The organism is Agromyces humatus (assembly GCF_021228295.1).
Taxonomy (GTDB): Bacteria; Actinomycetota; Actinomycetes; order Actinomycetales; family Microbacteriaceae; genus Agromyces; species Agromyces humatus.
In genome coordinates this window covers 49,287-64,904 of sequence record NZ_JAJQPD010000001.1, presented here as the reverse complement: position 1 = coordinate 64,904, position 15,618 = coordinate 49,287, and the positions used below count along the sequence as shown (strand labels likewise).

Here is a 15,618-nt window from a genome sequence, read left to right as displayed (position 1 = left end):
CGTCGTGCGCCGAAGCGGCGCCGGCTGTCGAGCTACCGACCGAGCATCGCGTCGAGGGCCGTCTCGACCGTCGCATGCTCGAAGCGATAGCCGTCGTCGAGGAGCCGCTGGGGCCGCACCTTCTGACTCGAGAGCAGCAGCTCATCGGCCGCCTGACCGAGCACGAGCTCGAGCAGCTTCTCGGGAACGCTGAAGACGTGCGGCCGGTGCATGCGCTCGGCCATCGCCGTCATGACGCGGTCGGCGGTGGCGGGGGTGGGGCCGGCGAGGTTGACCGGTCCCGACATGTTCGACTCGAGCAGGTGCATGATCGCACCGACCTCGTCGGCGATGGCGATCCAGGGCCAGTGCTGCCCGCCCGTGCCCAGCCGTCCGGAAACGCCGAGCTTCGTGAGCGTGCCCACCCGCTTCAGGCTTCCGCCGTGTCCGCGGCTGTGCGCGTGGCCGACGACGATGCCGCTGCGCAGGGTCACCGTGCGCGTCTCATCGGGAGCGAGCCGCGCCACCGCCTCCCACTTCTCGACGACCCCCGCGAGGAACCCGGTGCCCGCGCCGGAGTACTCGGTGATCAGCTCGCCCGGCCGGTCGCCGTAGTACCCGACCGCCGACGCGTTGATGAAGGTGGTGGGTGCCCGCCGTGCCTTGCGCATCGCATCGGCGAGTGTGCGCGTCGTGCTGACGCGCGAATCGAGGATCTCGCGGCGGTGACCCGTTGTCCAGGGAATGCGTGCGAGCGATGCGCCGGCGAGATTCACGACCGCGTCGACGCGGTCCATCAGGGTGAAGTCGATGATGCCCGCGGCAGGCGACCACGACACCTCATCGGGTGACTGTGCGCGTCGCCGCACGAGCCGCACGACCTCGTGTCGGGCGGCGGCGAGTCGGTCGACCAGCTCGGCGCCGATGAATCCGGATGCCCCGGCGACGAGCACTCTCATGGTCAGGCGAGTTCTGCTTCGATCGTGATCGGAATCCCGAGAGCCTTCGAGATCGGGCAGTTGTCTTTCGCGTCTGCTGCGAACGCCTCGAACTCCGCCTCGCTGATGCCCGGCACTCGAGCGCTCACGAGCAGGTGGCTGCCGAGCACGCCCTTGCCCGCCTCGAACGTCACGGCGGCAGTGGTCTGGATGCTCTCGGCCGGGTTGCCCGCCTGCGCGAGTGCGAGCGAGAGCGCCATCGAGAAGCACGACGAGTGCGCCGCGGCGAGCAACTCCTCGGGATTGGTCATGTTCGCCACGCCCTCTGCGCGAGCCGTCCAGTTCACCGGGAAGGTCGCGAGCCCCGACGAGTCGAGGGCGACATCGCCGGACCCTTCGAAGAGCGTGCCCTTCCAGATCGTGGTCGATTCACTCGTGAGCGCCATGGGATCCTCCACTTCGAGACGGACTCCCAGCCTATCGGCGGATGTCGCGGGCGTCAGGTGCCGGGAATGACTCGCGCACGAACGAGCAGCAGGTACATCTGGCAGCCGAGGCAGAACCCGAAGGCGGCATTGAGGAACGCCGCGAAGAACGCGATGCCCGCGGCGATCGGCACCGCGGACGGCACGCCGAGCACGCCGAGCAGGACGCCGGCGAGGCCGACGGCGAAGCCGACGCCCTGGGCGAACGTCGGCGGGCGAGGGTCCTCGTGTTCGGCCGGCGGCGCGAGCCGCGGACGCACGAGCTTCGCGAAGAGGAGGCCATATGGGTGTCGTCGGATGCCGGCGAACGCACCCCACGCGAACAGCGCGGTGGCGGCCACGAGCAGCCAGAAGGCAGCGGTCGACGCGCCGGCGACGCCGAGCACGACGGTGACGAGCAGGAGTACCGCGGTGATGCCCGCGCCGAAACGGGGGCCGCGCGGGTCGATCGCGGGGGGCGTGCCGGAGCCGACCTGCCGCTCAGTGATGGGTTCCGACATGATGCCTCCCGAGGATCTCATCGAGCTTGGTGCGCACCGCGTGCGCATGTGGGGCCCCGCTGAACCGCGCTCGCACGATGCCATCGGCGTCGAGGAGCAGGGTGGTCGGCGTCTGCATGACGTCGAACCTGCGCGCGAGGTCGGCGCGCCGGGTCAGGTCGATCTCGACGTGCCGCGTTCCGCGCGCGTCGCCGGCGATCGAGTCGAGCAGCCGCGCCGTCGCGGGGCACTTGGCGCAGAACTCGGTCGAGAACTGCACGAGGGTCGCCGCGTCGCCGAAGGAGACCGGGCCGAGCTCGGCAGGGCGGACGCGCTCACCCGAGCCGGCGTGCGCGCGACCCTGCCGCGACCGCCAGAGCAGCCCCGTCGCCGTCGTCGCCGTGACGAGCACGGCGCCGACCGCGAGCGCTGCCAGCCAGTCCATGATCCGAGCGTAGGCACGCCGGGCGCGGGCGTGGCGAGTGTGACGGACGATGACGGGCGCGGGACATCCGATCGCTCGCCGACGGCGCCGATGCGGCCGTGTCCACGCGCCGAAGTCGCCGGGCGGGGTTAGCCTTGTCGCGATGTCCGAGACGATTCCCACACCGTACGAAGACCTGCTGCGCGACGTGCTCGAGCACGGGGCCGTGAAGGGCGATCGCACCGGCACGGGCACGCGCAGCGTGTTCGGGCGGCAGTTGCGGTTCGACCTGTCCGAGGGCTTCCCCCTCATCACGACCAAGCGCGTGCACTTCAGGTCGATCGCCTACGAGCTGCTGTGGTTCCTGCAGGGCTCGTCGAACGTCGGCTGGCTGCAGCAGCACGGCGTCTCCATCTGGGACGAGTGGGCCGACCCCGATGGTGAGCTCGGCCCGGTCTACGGCGTGCAGTGGCGCTCGTGGCCGACGCCGTCGGGCGAGACGATCGACCAGATCCGCGACGTCGTCGAGCAGATCCGTGCGAACCCCGACTCACGCCGGCTCATCGTCTCGGCGTGGAACCCCGCCGACATCCCCGACATGGCGCTCGCGCCCTGCCACGCGCTCTTCCAGTTCTACGTCGCCGACGGCAGGCTGTCGTGCCAGCTCTACCAGCGCAGCGCCGACCTGTTCCTCGGGGTGCCGTTCAACATCGCCTCCTACGCCCTGCTCACCCACATGGTCGCGGCCCAGACCGGGCTCCAGGTCGGCGACTTCGTGTGGACGGGCGGCGACTGCCACATCTACGACAACCACGTCGATCAGGTTCGCGAGCAGCTCTCGCGCGACCCCTACCCGGCACCGACCCTGCGGTTCGCGCGCACGCCCGGCTCGATCTTCGACTACGAGTACGACGACTTCGTCGTCGAGGGCTACCGGCACCACCCGGCGATCCGCGCCGCCGTCGCGGTATGAGCGCTGCCGCCGCGCCGCGCATCGGCCTGATCTGGGCGGAAGCCGAGGGCGGTGTCATCGGCCGCGGCGGCGGCATGCCCTGGCACGTCCCCGAAGACCTCGCGCACTTCAAGCAGGTCACGCTCGGGTCGCCTGTGGTCATGGGGCGTGCGACCTGGGAATCGCTGCCGCCGCGCTTCCGGCCGCTGCCGGGGCGCCGCAACGTGGTAGTGACGCGTCAGCGCGATTGGGCCTCAGAGGGTGCCGTGGTCGCGGCATCCGTCGACGCGGCGCTCGCGCTCGCCGCAGCGCCACTCGCAGCCCGAGATTCCCCACCCGACCGGGTGTGGGTCATCGGCGGCGCGCAGTTGTTCGCGGCGACCCTGTCGCTCGCCGACCGCATCGAGGTGACCGAGCTGCGCCACTCGCATGACTCGCCGTTCACACCCACAGCCGCCGACGTGCTGGCACCCGACATCGACTCTGCCTTCCGCCTCATCGCGGTCGAACCCGACTCGGGCGCCCACACCTCGACAAGTGGCATCCGCTACCGGTTCCTCACCTACACCCGCGTCTGACGCCCTCGACGCGCCCGCGCACTGCGCGCTGATCCCACCTCCCCGCGCCCGCCGGCCTCACCGCGTGCGAGTCGTCGGACGAGTTGCGCGACACGCCGCCGGTGGGGCAGCTCGCATCCGCGTGTCGAGCCGGGCGTCTGACGACTGGCGCTCCGGGTGCCCGACGACTGGCACGCCGGCGCCGGCCGACCGGAGCGATCACTGCTCCTCCCCAGGCCCGGAGGCGGGGGGAGTATCAACACGTCGTCTGCGTGGCGTGCGCGGCGACCGGTGTCGAGGCGAGCATGGCGCATGCGATCTCCATCCGAAGCCGCCCGTTGCTGCAGAGAGCTCGGCGGGGTGGTGCGCACAGCGCAGCTCCGCGACAGTGGCGTCACCCGGCGCGAGATCGCGCGCGCGGTCAGTGTCGGCGCGCTCCTTCGTCTCAGGGAAGGGGTCTTCGCGCTGCCAGGACTCCCTGCTGAGGTGCGCGCAGCGGCGGCGCACGGTGGGATGCTGAGCTGTCTGTCGGCCGCGGCGGCGGCGGGACTCTGGGTCGTCGAGCACGACGGTCTCCATATCGCGGTCGGCGCGCGCGACCGCGTCCACGCGCATGCCGACTGCGACTGCGTCGCGCACCGCACGCGCCGACCGGTCGAGATCGGCCGGCGCAGCACGGTGCGACGTGCTCTGATCGAGATCCTGCGCTGCGCCGGCGACGAAGCATTCTTCGCGACACTCGAGTCCGCCCTCTTACATGGCCGGCTTTCTGCTGTCGATCTCGAGCACCTGCGACGGAGCATCCCGGTGCGACATCGGTGGATGCTCGATTTCGCCCGGGCAGATGCCGACAGCGGACTGGAGTCGCTCCTGCGGTTCCGGCTTCGCGCGGACGGCATCGAGTTGCGATCGCAGGTCGACATTCCCGGTGTCGGATGCGTCGACTTCGTGCTCGGAGACCGACTGATCCTCGAGGTCGACGGCGTCCAGGGTCACGCCGATACCAAGCACTCGCGCCACAAGGACCTCGTTCGCGACGGCATCGCCGCTGGACTCGGCTTCGACACGCTGCGGTTCGACTACGCGCTCGTCGTCCACGAGTGGCCCACGGTCCGTGCCGCCATCCTCGCCAGGGTCGACGCCGGTCTGCACCGTCGCGTCGCAGGCGTACGGTTCGGATGACTGGGGCAGGCGAGTCACCCGAAATGCCATTCACTCCCAGGCGGGTGAGGTGCGGGTCGTCGGACGATGTCTGCGACACGCCGTGGCCGGAGCGGCTGCCGCCGGTGTGTCACCTCGAACCCCCGACGACCGGCACACAATGACGAGCGCGACGGCAGCGCGTGGCCACCGATCGCCGCGGGCGACGCGGTACGGGGCCAACCGATACGCTGGTCATCGTGACTGCAGAGAACCCCTTCGGACAAGTGCTCGTCGCGCTCGTCACGCCGATGACGGCTGACGGCGAGGTCGATTGGCCCGGGGTCGAGAAGCACATCGACGACGTCATCTCGGCGGGTGCCGACGGCATCGTCGTCACGGGAACCACGGGCGAGACCTCGACGCTCACCGACCCCGAGAAGATCCGCCTCGTCGAGGTCGGCAAAGACGTGGCGGCCGGACGCGCCAAGATCATCACGGGCGGCGGCTCGAACGAGACCGCGCACGCCATCGAGCTCTACACGCACTCCGAGCAGGCCGGCGCCGACGGCATCATGATCGTCACGCCGTACTACAACAAGCCGACGCAGGCCGGAATCCTCACGCACTTCCGGCTCGTGGCCGATGCCACCGACCTGCCGGTGATCCTCTACGACATCCCGGGCCGCACCGGAGTGCCGATCAAGTACGAGACGATCCTCCGCCTGGCGAAGCACCCGAACATCCTCGCGATCAAGGATGCCAAGGGCGATTTCTCCGAGGTGAGCCGGGTGCTGAACCAGACCGACCTCATGTACTTCTCCGGCGACGACGCGAACGTGCTGCCGCACCTCGCGATCGGTGCGACCGGGCTCATCGGGGTGACCGCGAACATCGCGCCGGCGCCCTACCGAACCATCGTCGACGCGGTGAACCGCGGCGACCTCGCGACCGCGACCGCCGAGCACCAGCGTCTCGAGCCGCTCGTGCGCGCGGTCATGACGCACGTGCCGGGCACGGTCGCGGCGAAGTACATCCTGCACGGCCTGGGCCGCATCTCCAGCCCGCGTGTACGACTGCCCCTCGTCGGTCCCGAAGAGTGGGAGGCCGCGCTCATCGAAGACGAGATCGACCACGTCCAGGGCATCCCCGGCGTCGACTTCCACCGCTTCCGCCCCGACCGCAACGCCGCCGCCGGCGGCGCACTGCCCAAGGTCGCGGGCACCACCCGCTGAACCTCACCCCAGACACCCGCGACGCCAGAGCGCCGCACGAACTGAACACCGCAACGTAAGGAGGGCATATGCCCGACGTCGTCATCGATCCCGCTCCGCTCGAAGCCGGAACGCTCCGCATCATCCCCATCGGCGGCCTCGGCGAGGTCGGCCGCAACATGACGAGCTACGAGCTCGACGGCAAGATCCTCATCGTCGACTGCGGCGTGCTCTTCCCCGAAGAGCACCAGCCCGGCGTCGACCTGATCCTGCCCGACTTCGGATTCCTCAAGGAGCGCCTCGACGACATCGTCGGCGTCGTGCTCACGCACGGCCATGAAGACCACATCGGTGCGGTGCCATACCTCCTGAAGTTGCGCGGCGACATCCCGCTGATCGGGTCGCAGCTGACGCTCGCGCTCGTCGAGGCGAAGCTCAAGGAGCATCGCATCCAGCCCTACAGCCTCACCGTCAAGGAGGGCGGGCGCGAGCGGATCGGCCCGTTCTCGCTCGAGTTCATCGCCGTCAACCACTCGATCCCCGATGCACTCGCCGTGGCGATCAAGACCGACGCAGGCACGGTGCTCGCGACCGGCGACTTCAAGATGGACCAACTGCCGCTCGACGGCCGCCTCACCGACCTGCGCGAGTTCGCGCGCCTCGGCGAGGAGGGCGTCGACGTCTTCATGGTCGACTCCACGAACGCGGATGTCCCGGGCTTCACCCCGCTCGAGCGCGCGATCGGCCCCGTGCTCGATGAGGTCATCAACCGCGCACCCCGTCGCGTCATCGTCGCGAGCTTCTCGAGCCACGTGCACCGCGTGCAGCAGGTGCTCGACGCGGCGTGGCAGAACCACCGTCGGGTCGCGCTGCTCGGCCGCAGCATGGTGCGCAACATGACGATCGCCGCCGACCTCGGTTACCTGAGGGTTCCCGAGGGCGTGCTCATCGACTACAAGAAGGCCGGCAACGTGCCCGACGATGAGATCGTCTACATGTCCACCGGGTCACAGGGTGAGCCGATGGCGGTGCTCTCTCGCATGGCGAACCGCGACCATCAGATCGAGATCGGCGAGGGCGACACGGTCATCCTCGCGTCGAGCCTGATCCCCGGCAACGAGAACGCCGTCTACCGGGTGATCGACGGTCTCACGAAGCTCGGCGCGAACGTCGTGCACAAGGCGAACGCGAAGGTGCATGTCTCGGGTCACGCCGCCGCGGGGGAGTTGCTCTACTGCTACAACATCCTGAAGCCGAAGAACGTGCTGCCGATCCACGGCGAGTACCGGCACCTGTTCGCGAACGCCAAGCTCGCCCAAGACACGGGCATTCCCGAGAAGAACACCTTCATCGGCGAGAACGGCTCGGTCTACGATCTGCGCGACGGCGTGCTCAAGGTCGTCGGTCAGCTCGATCTCGGGTTCGTCTACGTCGACGGCTCGACCGTCGGCGAGATCACCGACGCCGACCTGAAGGATCGCCGCATCCTCGCCGAAGAGGGCTTCATCTCGGTCATCGTCGTCGTCGACGCGACGACCGGTGAGGTGATCACCGGACCCGAGATCCATGCTCGCGGTTTCGCTGAAGACGACGCGGTGTTCGAGGACGTGAAGCCGAAGATCATCGCGGCGCTCGCCGAGGCCGCACAGAACGGCGTCCGCGACTCGCGCGGCTTGCAGCAGATCGTTCGCCGAACGCTCGGCACGTGGGTGAGCCGTCGCCTGCGCCGGCGTCCGATGCTGGTGCCGCTCGTCATCGAGGCGTGACGCCGCGCCCGACACGCTGCGAGAGGTCGGAAACGTCGCCGAAACACCGCGCGCGTAGCATCCGTGCATGGCGGACTTCCTGATCCGTCCGGCCATCCCCGGCGACGGAGCGTTCCTCGCCGACATGGTGGTCGAGGCGGCGAACTGGCGGCAGGGCGCTCACCGGCCGAAGCCGGTGGTGCTCGCCGACCCGGTCTCGCGCGCGTACATCGCGGGCTGGCAGCAGCCGGCCGATCGAGGCGTGGTCGCCGTCGACGCCGAGGGGCGTGCGATCGCGGCGGCATGGTTCCGGTTGTTCTCGCCCGAGCAGGGCGCCCGCGGATTCGTCGCGACCGGCGTGCCCGAGCTGATCATCGGCGTCCGTCCGCTGTGGCGGTCGCAGGGCGTCGGCCGGTCGCTGATGCGATCGCTGGCGGATGTCGCGCGGTCAGCGGGCTACGCCCGGCTGGCATTGAGCGTCGAGCACGGCAATTTCGCGCACGCACTCTCTCGCTCCGAGGGATTCAGCGTCGTCGAATCCTCGGGCGGGCGCGACACGATGGTCCGAGTGCTGCGCTGAAGCGCGCTCGCCGGCGCCAACGGGTCACGACCCGATCGCAGACACTCGCCCGTTGATACGGGGCTGAGTCGGCGGTCGGCCGTAACGTGGGGAGCATGGCTACGAGCACCAGGTCGAACGGGCGCGCCTCGGGCACCCCGTCGCGCAGCTCGAGCTCGCGCACCGCGCCGACCAAGAAGCTGCCGGCGACCACGGCCAAGACGGGCAGGGCGTCGGCCGCGTCGAAGAAGGCGGCGGCCGCGCCTGCCGGGCCGAACCTGTTCGTTCGCGCGTGGATGGGGCTTGCGCACGTCGCGGGCGGTGCCGCCCGCGCCCTCGGCCCCGAGACGTTGCAGAAAGATGAGCGCCGCGACGGCCTGCCGTTCTTCATCGTCGTGCTCGCGATCGCCGGTGCGGTCGTCGAGTGGTTCTTCATCAACGAGCCCATCGCGCAGTCGCTCGATTCGTGGACGTTCGGCGGCCTGTTCGGACGGGTGGCGTTCGCGCTGCCGGTGGTCATGCTCCTCTTCGCCGTCTGGCTGTTCCGGCACCCGAGTTCGGTGCACGACAACACGCGCATCGGCATCGGGCTCGGCGTGCTCCTGCTCTCGGTGTCGGCGCTCTGCCACATCTTCGGCGGCCAGCCCGAGCCGAGCGAGGGCATGGCCGTGCTCGCGCGTGCCGGCGGCATTCTCGGGTGGATGCTCGCGCAGCCGCTCATCCTGCTCATCACGCCCATCGGGGCGACGGTCATCGTCATCCTGCTCGTGACGCTCTCGCTGCTCATCATGACGAAGACGCCGCCGAACCGCATTCCGACGCGGTTCCGCGAGCTGTACGCGTGGCTGTTCGGGGCTCCCGACGAGGCCGAGGCGCCCGCCGAGGCTCCGGCGAAGCTCTCGCGCCGCGAGCGCAAGAAGGCCGTGCAGGCCGAACTCGACGGCATCGACGACCTCGGCGACGAGCCCGAGCACACCGGCCTGCTGCCGTGGTGGCGACGCAACGACTCCAATCGAGAAGAAGACCCGGCATTCGAGGCTCCGGGCGTCGACGGCATCACCGAGGTGTTCGGCCCGGGCTCGGCCGCGGGCAGCTTCGAGACCCCACTCGAAGGGGTCGGCGGCCCCGCCTCCTACGGCACCGAGGTGCTCGGCGATCTCGAGCGTGCCGAGTCGGCGCTGGCGCACTTCACCGGCGACGTCCCGCGCGGCGGCACGGGGCTTCGCGGCGACGAAGGCGGACAGACCACGGCCCTGCCGATGTTCGACGGGCTCGACGACGCCGCGTCGGCGACATCACCCACGGGCGACGGCGGGCTCGGCGGCATCGACGGCGACGAGCCGTCCGAACCCGAACGCCCGTACTCGCTGCCGGCGGCATCCACGCTCGCCGCCGGTGCGCCCGCGAAGTCGCGATCGCAGGCGAACGACGACGTGGTGCGCCAGATCACCGGGGTGCTCGACCAGTTCGGCGTCGACGCGAAGGTCACGGGGTTCTCGCGCGGGCCGACGGTGACGCAGTACGAGATCGAGCTCGGCCCAGGTGTCAAGGTCGAGCGGGTCACGGCGCTCTCGAAGAACCTCGCGTACGCCGTCGCATCGAACGAGGTGCGCATCCTCTCGCCGATTCCGGGCAAGAGCGCCATCGGCGTCGAGATCCCGAATGCCGACCGCGAGACGGTGACCCTCGGCGACGTGCTGCGCTCGGGGGCGGCGGTCAACGCGTCGCATCCCATGACGATCGGCGTCGGCAAGGACGTGGGCGGCGGTCATGTCGTGGCCAACCTCGCGAAGATGCCCCACCTGCTCGTGGCCGGCTCGACCGGCTCGGGCAAGTCGAGCTTCGTGAACTCGATGATCACCTCGCTGCTCATGCGGGCCAAGCCCGCCGACGTGCGCATGGTGCTCATCGACCCGAAGCGCGTCGAGCTCGCGCCCTATGCCGGGGTGCCGCACCTCATCACGCCCATCATCACGAACCCGAAGAAGGCGGCCGAGGCGCTGCAGTGGGTCGTGAAAGAGATGGACATGCGCTACGACGATCTCGCGTCGTTCGGCTTCCGCCACATCGACGACTTCAACAAGGCCGTCGTCAACAATGAGATCGTGCTGCCGGCCGGCTCCGAGCGCAGGCTCAAGCCCTACCCGTACCTGCTCGTCGTCGTCGACGAGCTCGCCGACCTCATGATGGTGGCTCCGCGCGACGTCGAGGACTCCATCGTGCGCATCACGCAGCTCGCCCGCGCGTCGGGCATCCACCTCGTGCTCGCCACCCAGCGCCCCTCGGTCGATGTCGTCACGGGCCTCATCAAGGCCAATGTGCCCTCGCGTCTCGCATTCGCGGTGACGAGCGTCACCGACTCTCGGGTCATCCTCGACCAGCCCGGCGCCGACAAGCTCATCGGGCAGGGCGACGGCCTGTTCCTACCCATGGGAGCATCGAAGCCCATTCGCGTGCAGGGCGCCTGGGTCACCGAGGCCGAGATCGAACGTGTCGTGAAGCACGTCACCCGGCAGGCGCGGCCCGACTACCGGCAAGATGTCGCGGCCGCCGTCGAGCGCAAAGAGATCGACGCCGACATCGGCGACGACCTCGAGCTGCTGCTCGCCGCGGCCGAGCTCGTGGTGTCGACGCAGTTCGGCTCGACATCGATGCTGCAGCGCAAGCTGCGGGTCGGATTCGCCAAGGCCGGGCGGCTCATGGACCTGCTCGAGTCGCGCGAGATCGTCGGTCCGAGCGAGGGCTCGAAGGCGCGCGATGTGCTGGCGACCACCGAACAGTTGCCCGAGGTGCTCGCACGACTGCGCGGCGAGCCGTCGGGGCCGTCGTCGGCTCCGGCCCTCCCGGCCCAGTCAGCCGCCGGCGCTTCGGCCGCCCCGGCTGCAGCCCCCGCCGATGCCTGGGGCGAGCCCGACGACCGCTATGACGGCGACCCGGTCGCGCGGGGAACCCGGGGCCTGCCCGAGGTCGACGCCGATCCCGACGAAGACGCCTGGGGGCTCACCGGTCGCGACTGACGGGTGTTCGCACGACACTGCGCCGCGGCATCCGTCGCCGGGTACAGTTGGCCGTATGACCAATCCCGCCGGCAGCTCCGCGCGCTCGGCGAACTGGAACCTCCCCAACGCGATCACGGTCGTGCGAATCCTGCTCGCGCCGATCTTCTTCTGGATGCTGCTCGCCGACGGCGGCGATGACGGCCCCCTGCGCTGGGCCGCTGCCGCGTTGTTCATCATCGCGATCGCGACCGACGGCATCGATGGGCACATCGCACGGTCGCGCGGACTCGTCACCGATCTCGGCAAGATCCTCGACCCCATCGCCGACAAGCTGCTCACGAGCGGAGCACTCGTCTGCCTGTCGATCCTCGGCGAGCTGCCGTGGTGGGTCACCGCGATCATCGTGGTGCGCGAGGTGGGCATCACGGTGTGGCGGTTCGTCGAGCTCGGTCGCGGCAACGTCGTTCCCGCATCGTCGGGCGGCAAGCTCAAGACGCTCGTCCAGGCCGTCGCGATCTCGTTCGCGCTCGTCCCGCTCTGGACCGTGTTCGGCGAGTGGATCCATTGGGTCAACGCCATCCTCATGACCGCCGCGGTCGTGCTCACCCTGTGGTCGGGCCTGTTGTACGTGCGCGACGCCGTGCGCCTCGCTCGGTCTGGCGACGCCGGCGCCTGACGTGGGCGAGCCGATTCCCCAGCCCGGCGCCGAAGCCGCCGAGCGCGTCATCGCCCTGCTCACGCGACGCGGGCTCCGCGTGGCGGTCGCCGAGTCGCTGACGGGCGGGCTCGTGGCCGCAGCGATGACGAGTGTGCCCGGGGCTTCGGTGGTGGTCAACGGCGGAGTCGTGGCGTACGACACGGCGATCAAGCACTCCCTGCTGGGGGTCGATCTCGCGCTGCTCGAGCGCGAGGGAGCCGTGCATCCCGAGGTCGCCCGGCAGATGGCAGAGGGTGCCCGCGCCGCCCTCGCCGTCGACGGACGGCCGGCCGATCTCGGCGTCGCGACGACCGGCGTCGCGGGCCCCGACTGGCAGTACGGGCGCGCGCCGGGCACGGTGTACCTCGGCATCGCCGACGCCGAGGGGGCTGAGGCGATCGCGCTCGCACTCGACGGCGACCGCGGGGCGATCCGAGCGGCCACGGTGCAGGCGTTGCTCGACGCGGTCGTGACGCGGCTCGAGACATCCGATCGTCGGGCCGGTCCGGGCGCCGAAGGCGATCCGGAATCGCGCCACCCAGCTGCGGAATAGTCTTCGTGAACACCCTGTTACATGTGGCGAGGTTCACACGAAAGCTCCAGTGTGCCACGCTAGATTGGAAGCCACGAGGGTCGGGTAGACTGGCTCTCCCGTTTCCGGTCTCGGCGAGGCCGCAGGCACAGTAGAGGAGGTTCCCCGATGGTTCTGGTTCGACAGGAGATCGGCGATGTGTTGAGGGACTTCCGACTGCAGAAGGGGCGCACGCTCCGGCAGGTGGCGTCCAAGGCGAGCGTCGCGCTCGGGTACCTGAGCGAGGTCGAGCGGGGTCAGAAAGAGGCCTCGAGCGAGATCCTCGCGTCGGTCGCCGACGCACTCGACACGCCCATCTCGGTGATCATGCACGAGGTCGGCGACCGCATCGCGGTGCTCGAGGGGGTCAGCGTGGTTCCCGACAGCCTGCCCGACGAGCTCGTCGCCGAGTTCGACGCCGACATGATGGTGCGCTGACCGCGTCCGTCTCCGCAAACATACGAACGCTTCGGCCGGTCCTCGGACCGGCCGAAGGCATGTCCGGGAGGAGCCGATGAAGCTCAGCGAGTTCCAGATCGCCGTCGATGCCGAGTTCGGCGCGGGTTACGGCGGTGTCGTCGTGAACGATCTCGTGCTCGCGACGCTCGGCGGGCGCACGGCTCGCGAGGCGCTCGCGGCGGGCGTGCGGCCGCGTGAGGTGTGGTTCGCGCTCTGCGACGCGACGGATGTCCCTGAAGAGCGCCGTCACGGAGCCGGACGGCCGGTGCCGGGGGATCGCGGTCACGGCGACCGCTGAGCGGCGCCGTATGCCCGAAGGCGTGTTCGACACGCGGGCGCGTCTTCGAACATCTGTTCGGTCGCTGGGGTAGTCTCCTCAACAGCAGGAGTTCCAGCGCGATCCATCCACATCTCCGCCGGCGACGGCGTCCGATGTCGGTGGCCGACCATACGGTCGAAGCGTCGGAACACACCGCAAACCGCCTTGTCGCGAGACGCCGCGGGTCACGGCCCGCAACGTGGAACGACAGCCTAGAGGCAGCAGCAACCGAGCATCGAAGGAGCCCACACCATGGCATCACCCGCAGACCGCGAGAAGGCACTCGAAACCGCCCTCGCTCAGATCGACCGTCAGTTCGGCAAGGGCTCGGTCATGCGCCTCGGCAGCGAAGAGCGCGCGCCGGTCGAGGTCATCCCCACCGGTTCGATCGCCCTCGACGTCGCCCTCGGCATCGGCGGCATTCCGCGCGGCCGCATCGTCGAGATCTACGGCCCCGAGTCCTCGGGCAAGACCACGCTCACGCTGCACGCCATCGCCAACGCACAGCGCGCCGGCGGCATCGCCGCCTTCGTCGACGCCGAGCACGCCCTCGACCCCGAGTACGCCAAGAAGCTCGGTGTCGACATCGATGCACTGCTCGTGTCGCAGCCCGACACCGGCGAGCAGGCGCTCGAGATCGCCGACATGCTCGTGCGTTCGGGCTCGATCGACCTCATCGTCATCGACTCGGTTGCGGCGCTCGTTCCCCGCGCCGAGATCGAGGGCGAGATGGGCGACTCGCATGTCGGTCTGCAGGCACGTCTCATGTCGCAGGCGCTCCGCAAGCTCACCGGTGGCCTCAACCAGACCAACACCACGATGATCTTCATCAACCAGCTCCGCGAGAAGATCGGCGTGTTCTTCGGCAGCCCCGAGACCACCGCGGGCGGCAAGGCGCTCAAGTTCTATGCGTCGGTCCGACTCGACATCCGCCGCATCGAGACCCTGAAAGACGGCACCGACGCGGTGGGCAACCGCACCCGCGTCAAGGTCGTCAAGAACAAGATGGCGCCGCCGTTCAAGCAGGCCGAGTTCGACATCCTCTACGGAGTCGGCATCTCCCGCGAGGGCAGCCTCATCGACTACGGCGTCGACCAGGCCATCGTCAAGAAGTCGGGTGCCTGGTACACCTACGACGGCGACCAGCTCGGGCAGGGCAAAGAGAACGCCCGCAACTTCCTGTTGCAGAACCCCGACATCGCGGCCGACATCGAGCAGAAGATCCTCGTGAAGCTCGGCATCGGCCAGCCTGCTGCCGTCGCGGCAACTCCGTCGAACGTCGAGTCGATCACGTCGAAGCGCAAGGGCGCCTGACGCAGCGGTGCGATGACCGGGAGAAGCTCGATGATCGGGGAGAGCGCATGATGAGCGACGCAGCCTCAGACGGTCTCGCCCCGGTCACGTACCTGCCATGGGTGCGCCCCGATGCCGTGGCCACGAGTCGCCCCGTCACCGAGAAGCGTTCGCGCCCGGATGTCGAGAAGACTGCACGCACGGGTCGACCGGCAACGACTGGCGAGGCCGTCGACCGGCAGGCGCGCCCGAGGTCCGAAGCCGGGCCGCTTCCCTCCGTCGAAGCGACCACCGCCGACCCGGCGACGGTCGATCCGCCCGAGACCGGGGTCGAGCGCGACGACCGCATCGACCGCCTGGTCGTCTCCCGCCTGCGGCGATCGGCGCTCTCGGTGACCGAGGTGCGCTCGGTGCTCGCAGAGCACGGGCTCGACGAGCATGAGATCGACGAGTGGATCGAGCGCTACGAACGCCTCGGCTACCTCGACGACGCACGCCTGGCCGAGCAACTCGTGCACAGCCACGGCGTGCGCCGCGGCAGAGGCAGTGGCGCGATCCTCAATGAGTTGAGCCGTCGCGGCATCGACGGGGGCATCGCGCGAGCGGCGGTAGAAGACCTCGACCCCGAGACCGAGCGTGAGAACGCACTGGCCGTCGCCGAACGACGCGCTCGTCAGCTCACGGGGCTCGACCGGCAGACCGCCGAGCGCAGGCTCTCGGCGTTCCTGCAGCGACGGGGGTATTCGAGCGATATCGTGCGCGAGGCGGTGACGGCGGCGATCGCCGCTGCAGGCTCGTAAACTGGTGC

The 15,618-nt window shown here is 69.6% G+C and carries 17 protein-coding genes; 13 read left to right on the top strand and 4 right to left on the bottom strand.

Features of this window, described 5'->3' with window-relative positions; translation table 11 throughout:
- Positions 1–32 precede the first annotated feature (32 nt).
- The 4 genes from LSF15_RS00310 to LSF15_RS00295 are packed head-to-tail and all read right to left on the bottom strand — an operon-like array spanning position 33 to position 2,326.
- A complete protein-coding gene (locus LSF15_RS00310) occupies positions 33–938 on the bottom strand; it encodes a TIGR01777 family oxidoreductase (protein ID WP_232496534.1) in 906 nt (301 codons plus the stop codon).
- 2 nt (positions 939–940) lie between these two features.
- Positions 941–1,363, bottom strand: coding sequence for an OsmC family peroxiredoxin (locus LSF15_RS00305; protein WP_232496533.1), 423 nt, complete (start codon positions 1,361–1,363; stop codon positions 941–943).
- A 53-nt stretch (positions 1,364–1,416) separates the two neighbouring features.
- Positions 1,417–1,902 (bottom strand): DUF4395 domain-containing protein, encoded by a 486-nt coding sequence (locus tag LSF15_RS00300; RefSeq protein ID WP_232496532.1) that lies wholly within the window; start codon positions 1,900–1,902, stop codon positions 1,417–1,419.
- On the bottom strand, positions 1,883–2,326 hold the full coding sequence (locus LSF15_RS00295) for a TlpA family protein disulfide reductase (RefSeq protein WP_232496531.1): 444 nt from the start codon (positions 2,324–2,326) through the stop codon (positions 1,883–1,885). Before LSF15_RS00295 ends, LSF15_RS00300 begins: the two co-directional genes overlap by 20 nt.
- A 142-nt stretch (positions 2,327–2,468) precedes the next feature.
- Here LSF15_RS00295 and LSF15_RS00290 point away from each other — a divergent pair, with 142 nt between their 5' ends.
- The 13 genes from LSF15_RS00290 (at position 2,469) to LSF15_RS00230 (ending at position 15,610) form a co-directional block, all read left to right on the top strand.
- Entirely contained in the window at positions 2,469–3,278 is an 810-nt protein-coding gene (locus LSF15_RS00290; protein WP_232496530.1) for a thymidylate synthase, read from the top strand.
- Positions 3,275–3,835 (top strand): dihydrofolate reductase, encoded by a 561-nt coding sequence (locus LSF15_RS00285; RefSeq protein WP_232496529.1) that lies wholly within the window; start codon positions 3,275–3,277, stop codon positions 3,833–3,835. The genes LSF15_RS00290 and LSF15_RS00285 overlap by 4 nt, the downstream gene beginning before the upstream one ends.
- 342 nt (positions 3,836–4,177) lie before the next feature.
- The gene (locus tag LSF15_RS00280) at positions 4,178–4,996 is read left to right on the top strand and encodes a DUF559 domain-containing protein (RefSeq protein WP_232496528.1); all 819 of its coding nucleotides are present in this window, start codon (positions 4,178–4,180) and stop codon (positions 4,994–4,996) included.
- 215 nt (positions 4,997–5,211) lie between these two features.
- Positions 5,212–6,189, top strand: a complete 978-nt coding sequence (dapA, locus tag LSF15_RS00275; protein ID WP_232496952.1) for a 4-hydroxy-tetrahydrodipicolinate synthase — start codon at positions 5,212–5,214, stop codon at positions 6,187–6,189.
- A 68-nt stretch (positions 6,190–6,257) separates the two neighbouring features.
- Positions 6,258–7,934: a ribonuclease J gene (locus tag LSF15_RS00270; RefSeq protein WP_232496527.1), complete on the top strand. Its 1,677-nt coding sequence runs from the start codon at positions 6,258–6,260 to the stop codon at positions 7,932–7,934.
- A 67-nt stretch (positions 7,935–8,001) separates the two neighbouring features.
- Positions 8,002–8,493 (top strand): GNAT family N-acetyltransferase, encoded by a 492-nt coding sequence (locus LSF15_RS00265; RefSeq protein WP_232496526.1) that lies wholly within the window; start codon positions 8,002–8,004, stop codon positions 8,491–8,493.
- Between the two features lie 95 nt (positions 8,494–8,588).
- Positions 8,589–11,489, top strand: a complete 2,901-nt coding sequence (locus tag LSF15_RS00260) for an FtsK/SpoIIIE family DNA translocase (protein WP_232496525.1) — start codon at positions 8,589–8,591, stop codon at positions 11,487–11,489.
- A gap of 55 nt (positions 11,490–11,544) precedes the next feature.
- Positions 11,545–12,147: a CDP-diacylglycerol--glycerol-3-phosphate 3-phosphatidyltransferase gene (gene pgsA, locus LSF15_RS00255; protein ID WP_232496524.1), complete on the top strand. Its 603-nt coding sequence runs from the start codon at positions 11,545–11,547 to the stop codon at positions 12,145–12,147.
- Position 12,148: 1 nt separating this feature from the next.
- Positions 12,149–12,721, top strand: coding sequence for a CinA family protein (locus tag LSF15_RS00250; RefSeq protein ID WP_232496523.1), 573 nt, complete (start codon positions 12,149–12,151; stop codon positions 12,719–12,721).
- Positions 12,722–12,868: 147 nt separating this feature from the next.
- Positions 12,869–13,177, top strand: coding sequence for a helix-turn-helix domain-containing protein (locus tag LSF15_RS00245; protein WP_232496522.1), 309 nt, complete (start codon positions 12,869–12,871; stop codon positions 13,175–13,177).
- Positions 13,178–13,253: 76 nt separating this feature from the next.
- Positions 13,254–13,496 carry a DUF3046 domain-containing protein gene (locus LSF15_RS00240; protein ID WP_232496521.1) on the top strand — a complete coding sequence of 81 codons (243 nt, stop codon included), beginning with the start codon at positions 13,254–13,256 and terminating at the stop codon, positions 13,494–13,496.
- Positions 13,497–13,769: 273 nt separating this feature from the next.
- A complete protein-coding gene (recA, locus tag LSF15_RS00235) occupies positions 13,770–14,831 on the top strand; it encodes a recombinase RecA (protein WP_232496520.1) in 1,062 nt (353 codons plus the stop codon).
- Positions 14,832–14,881: 50 nt separating this feature from the next.
- Complete coding sequence (locus LSF15_RS00230; protein WP_232496519.1) at positions 14,882–15,610, top strand: regulatory protein RecX; 729 nt, start codon at positions 14,882–14,884, stop codon at positions 15,608–15,610.
- Positions 15,611–15,618: the final 8 nt, after the last annotated feature.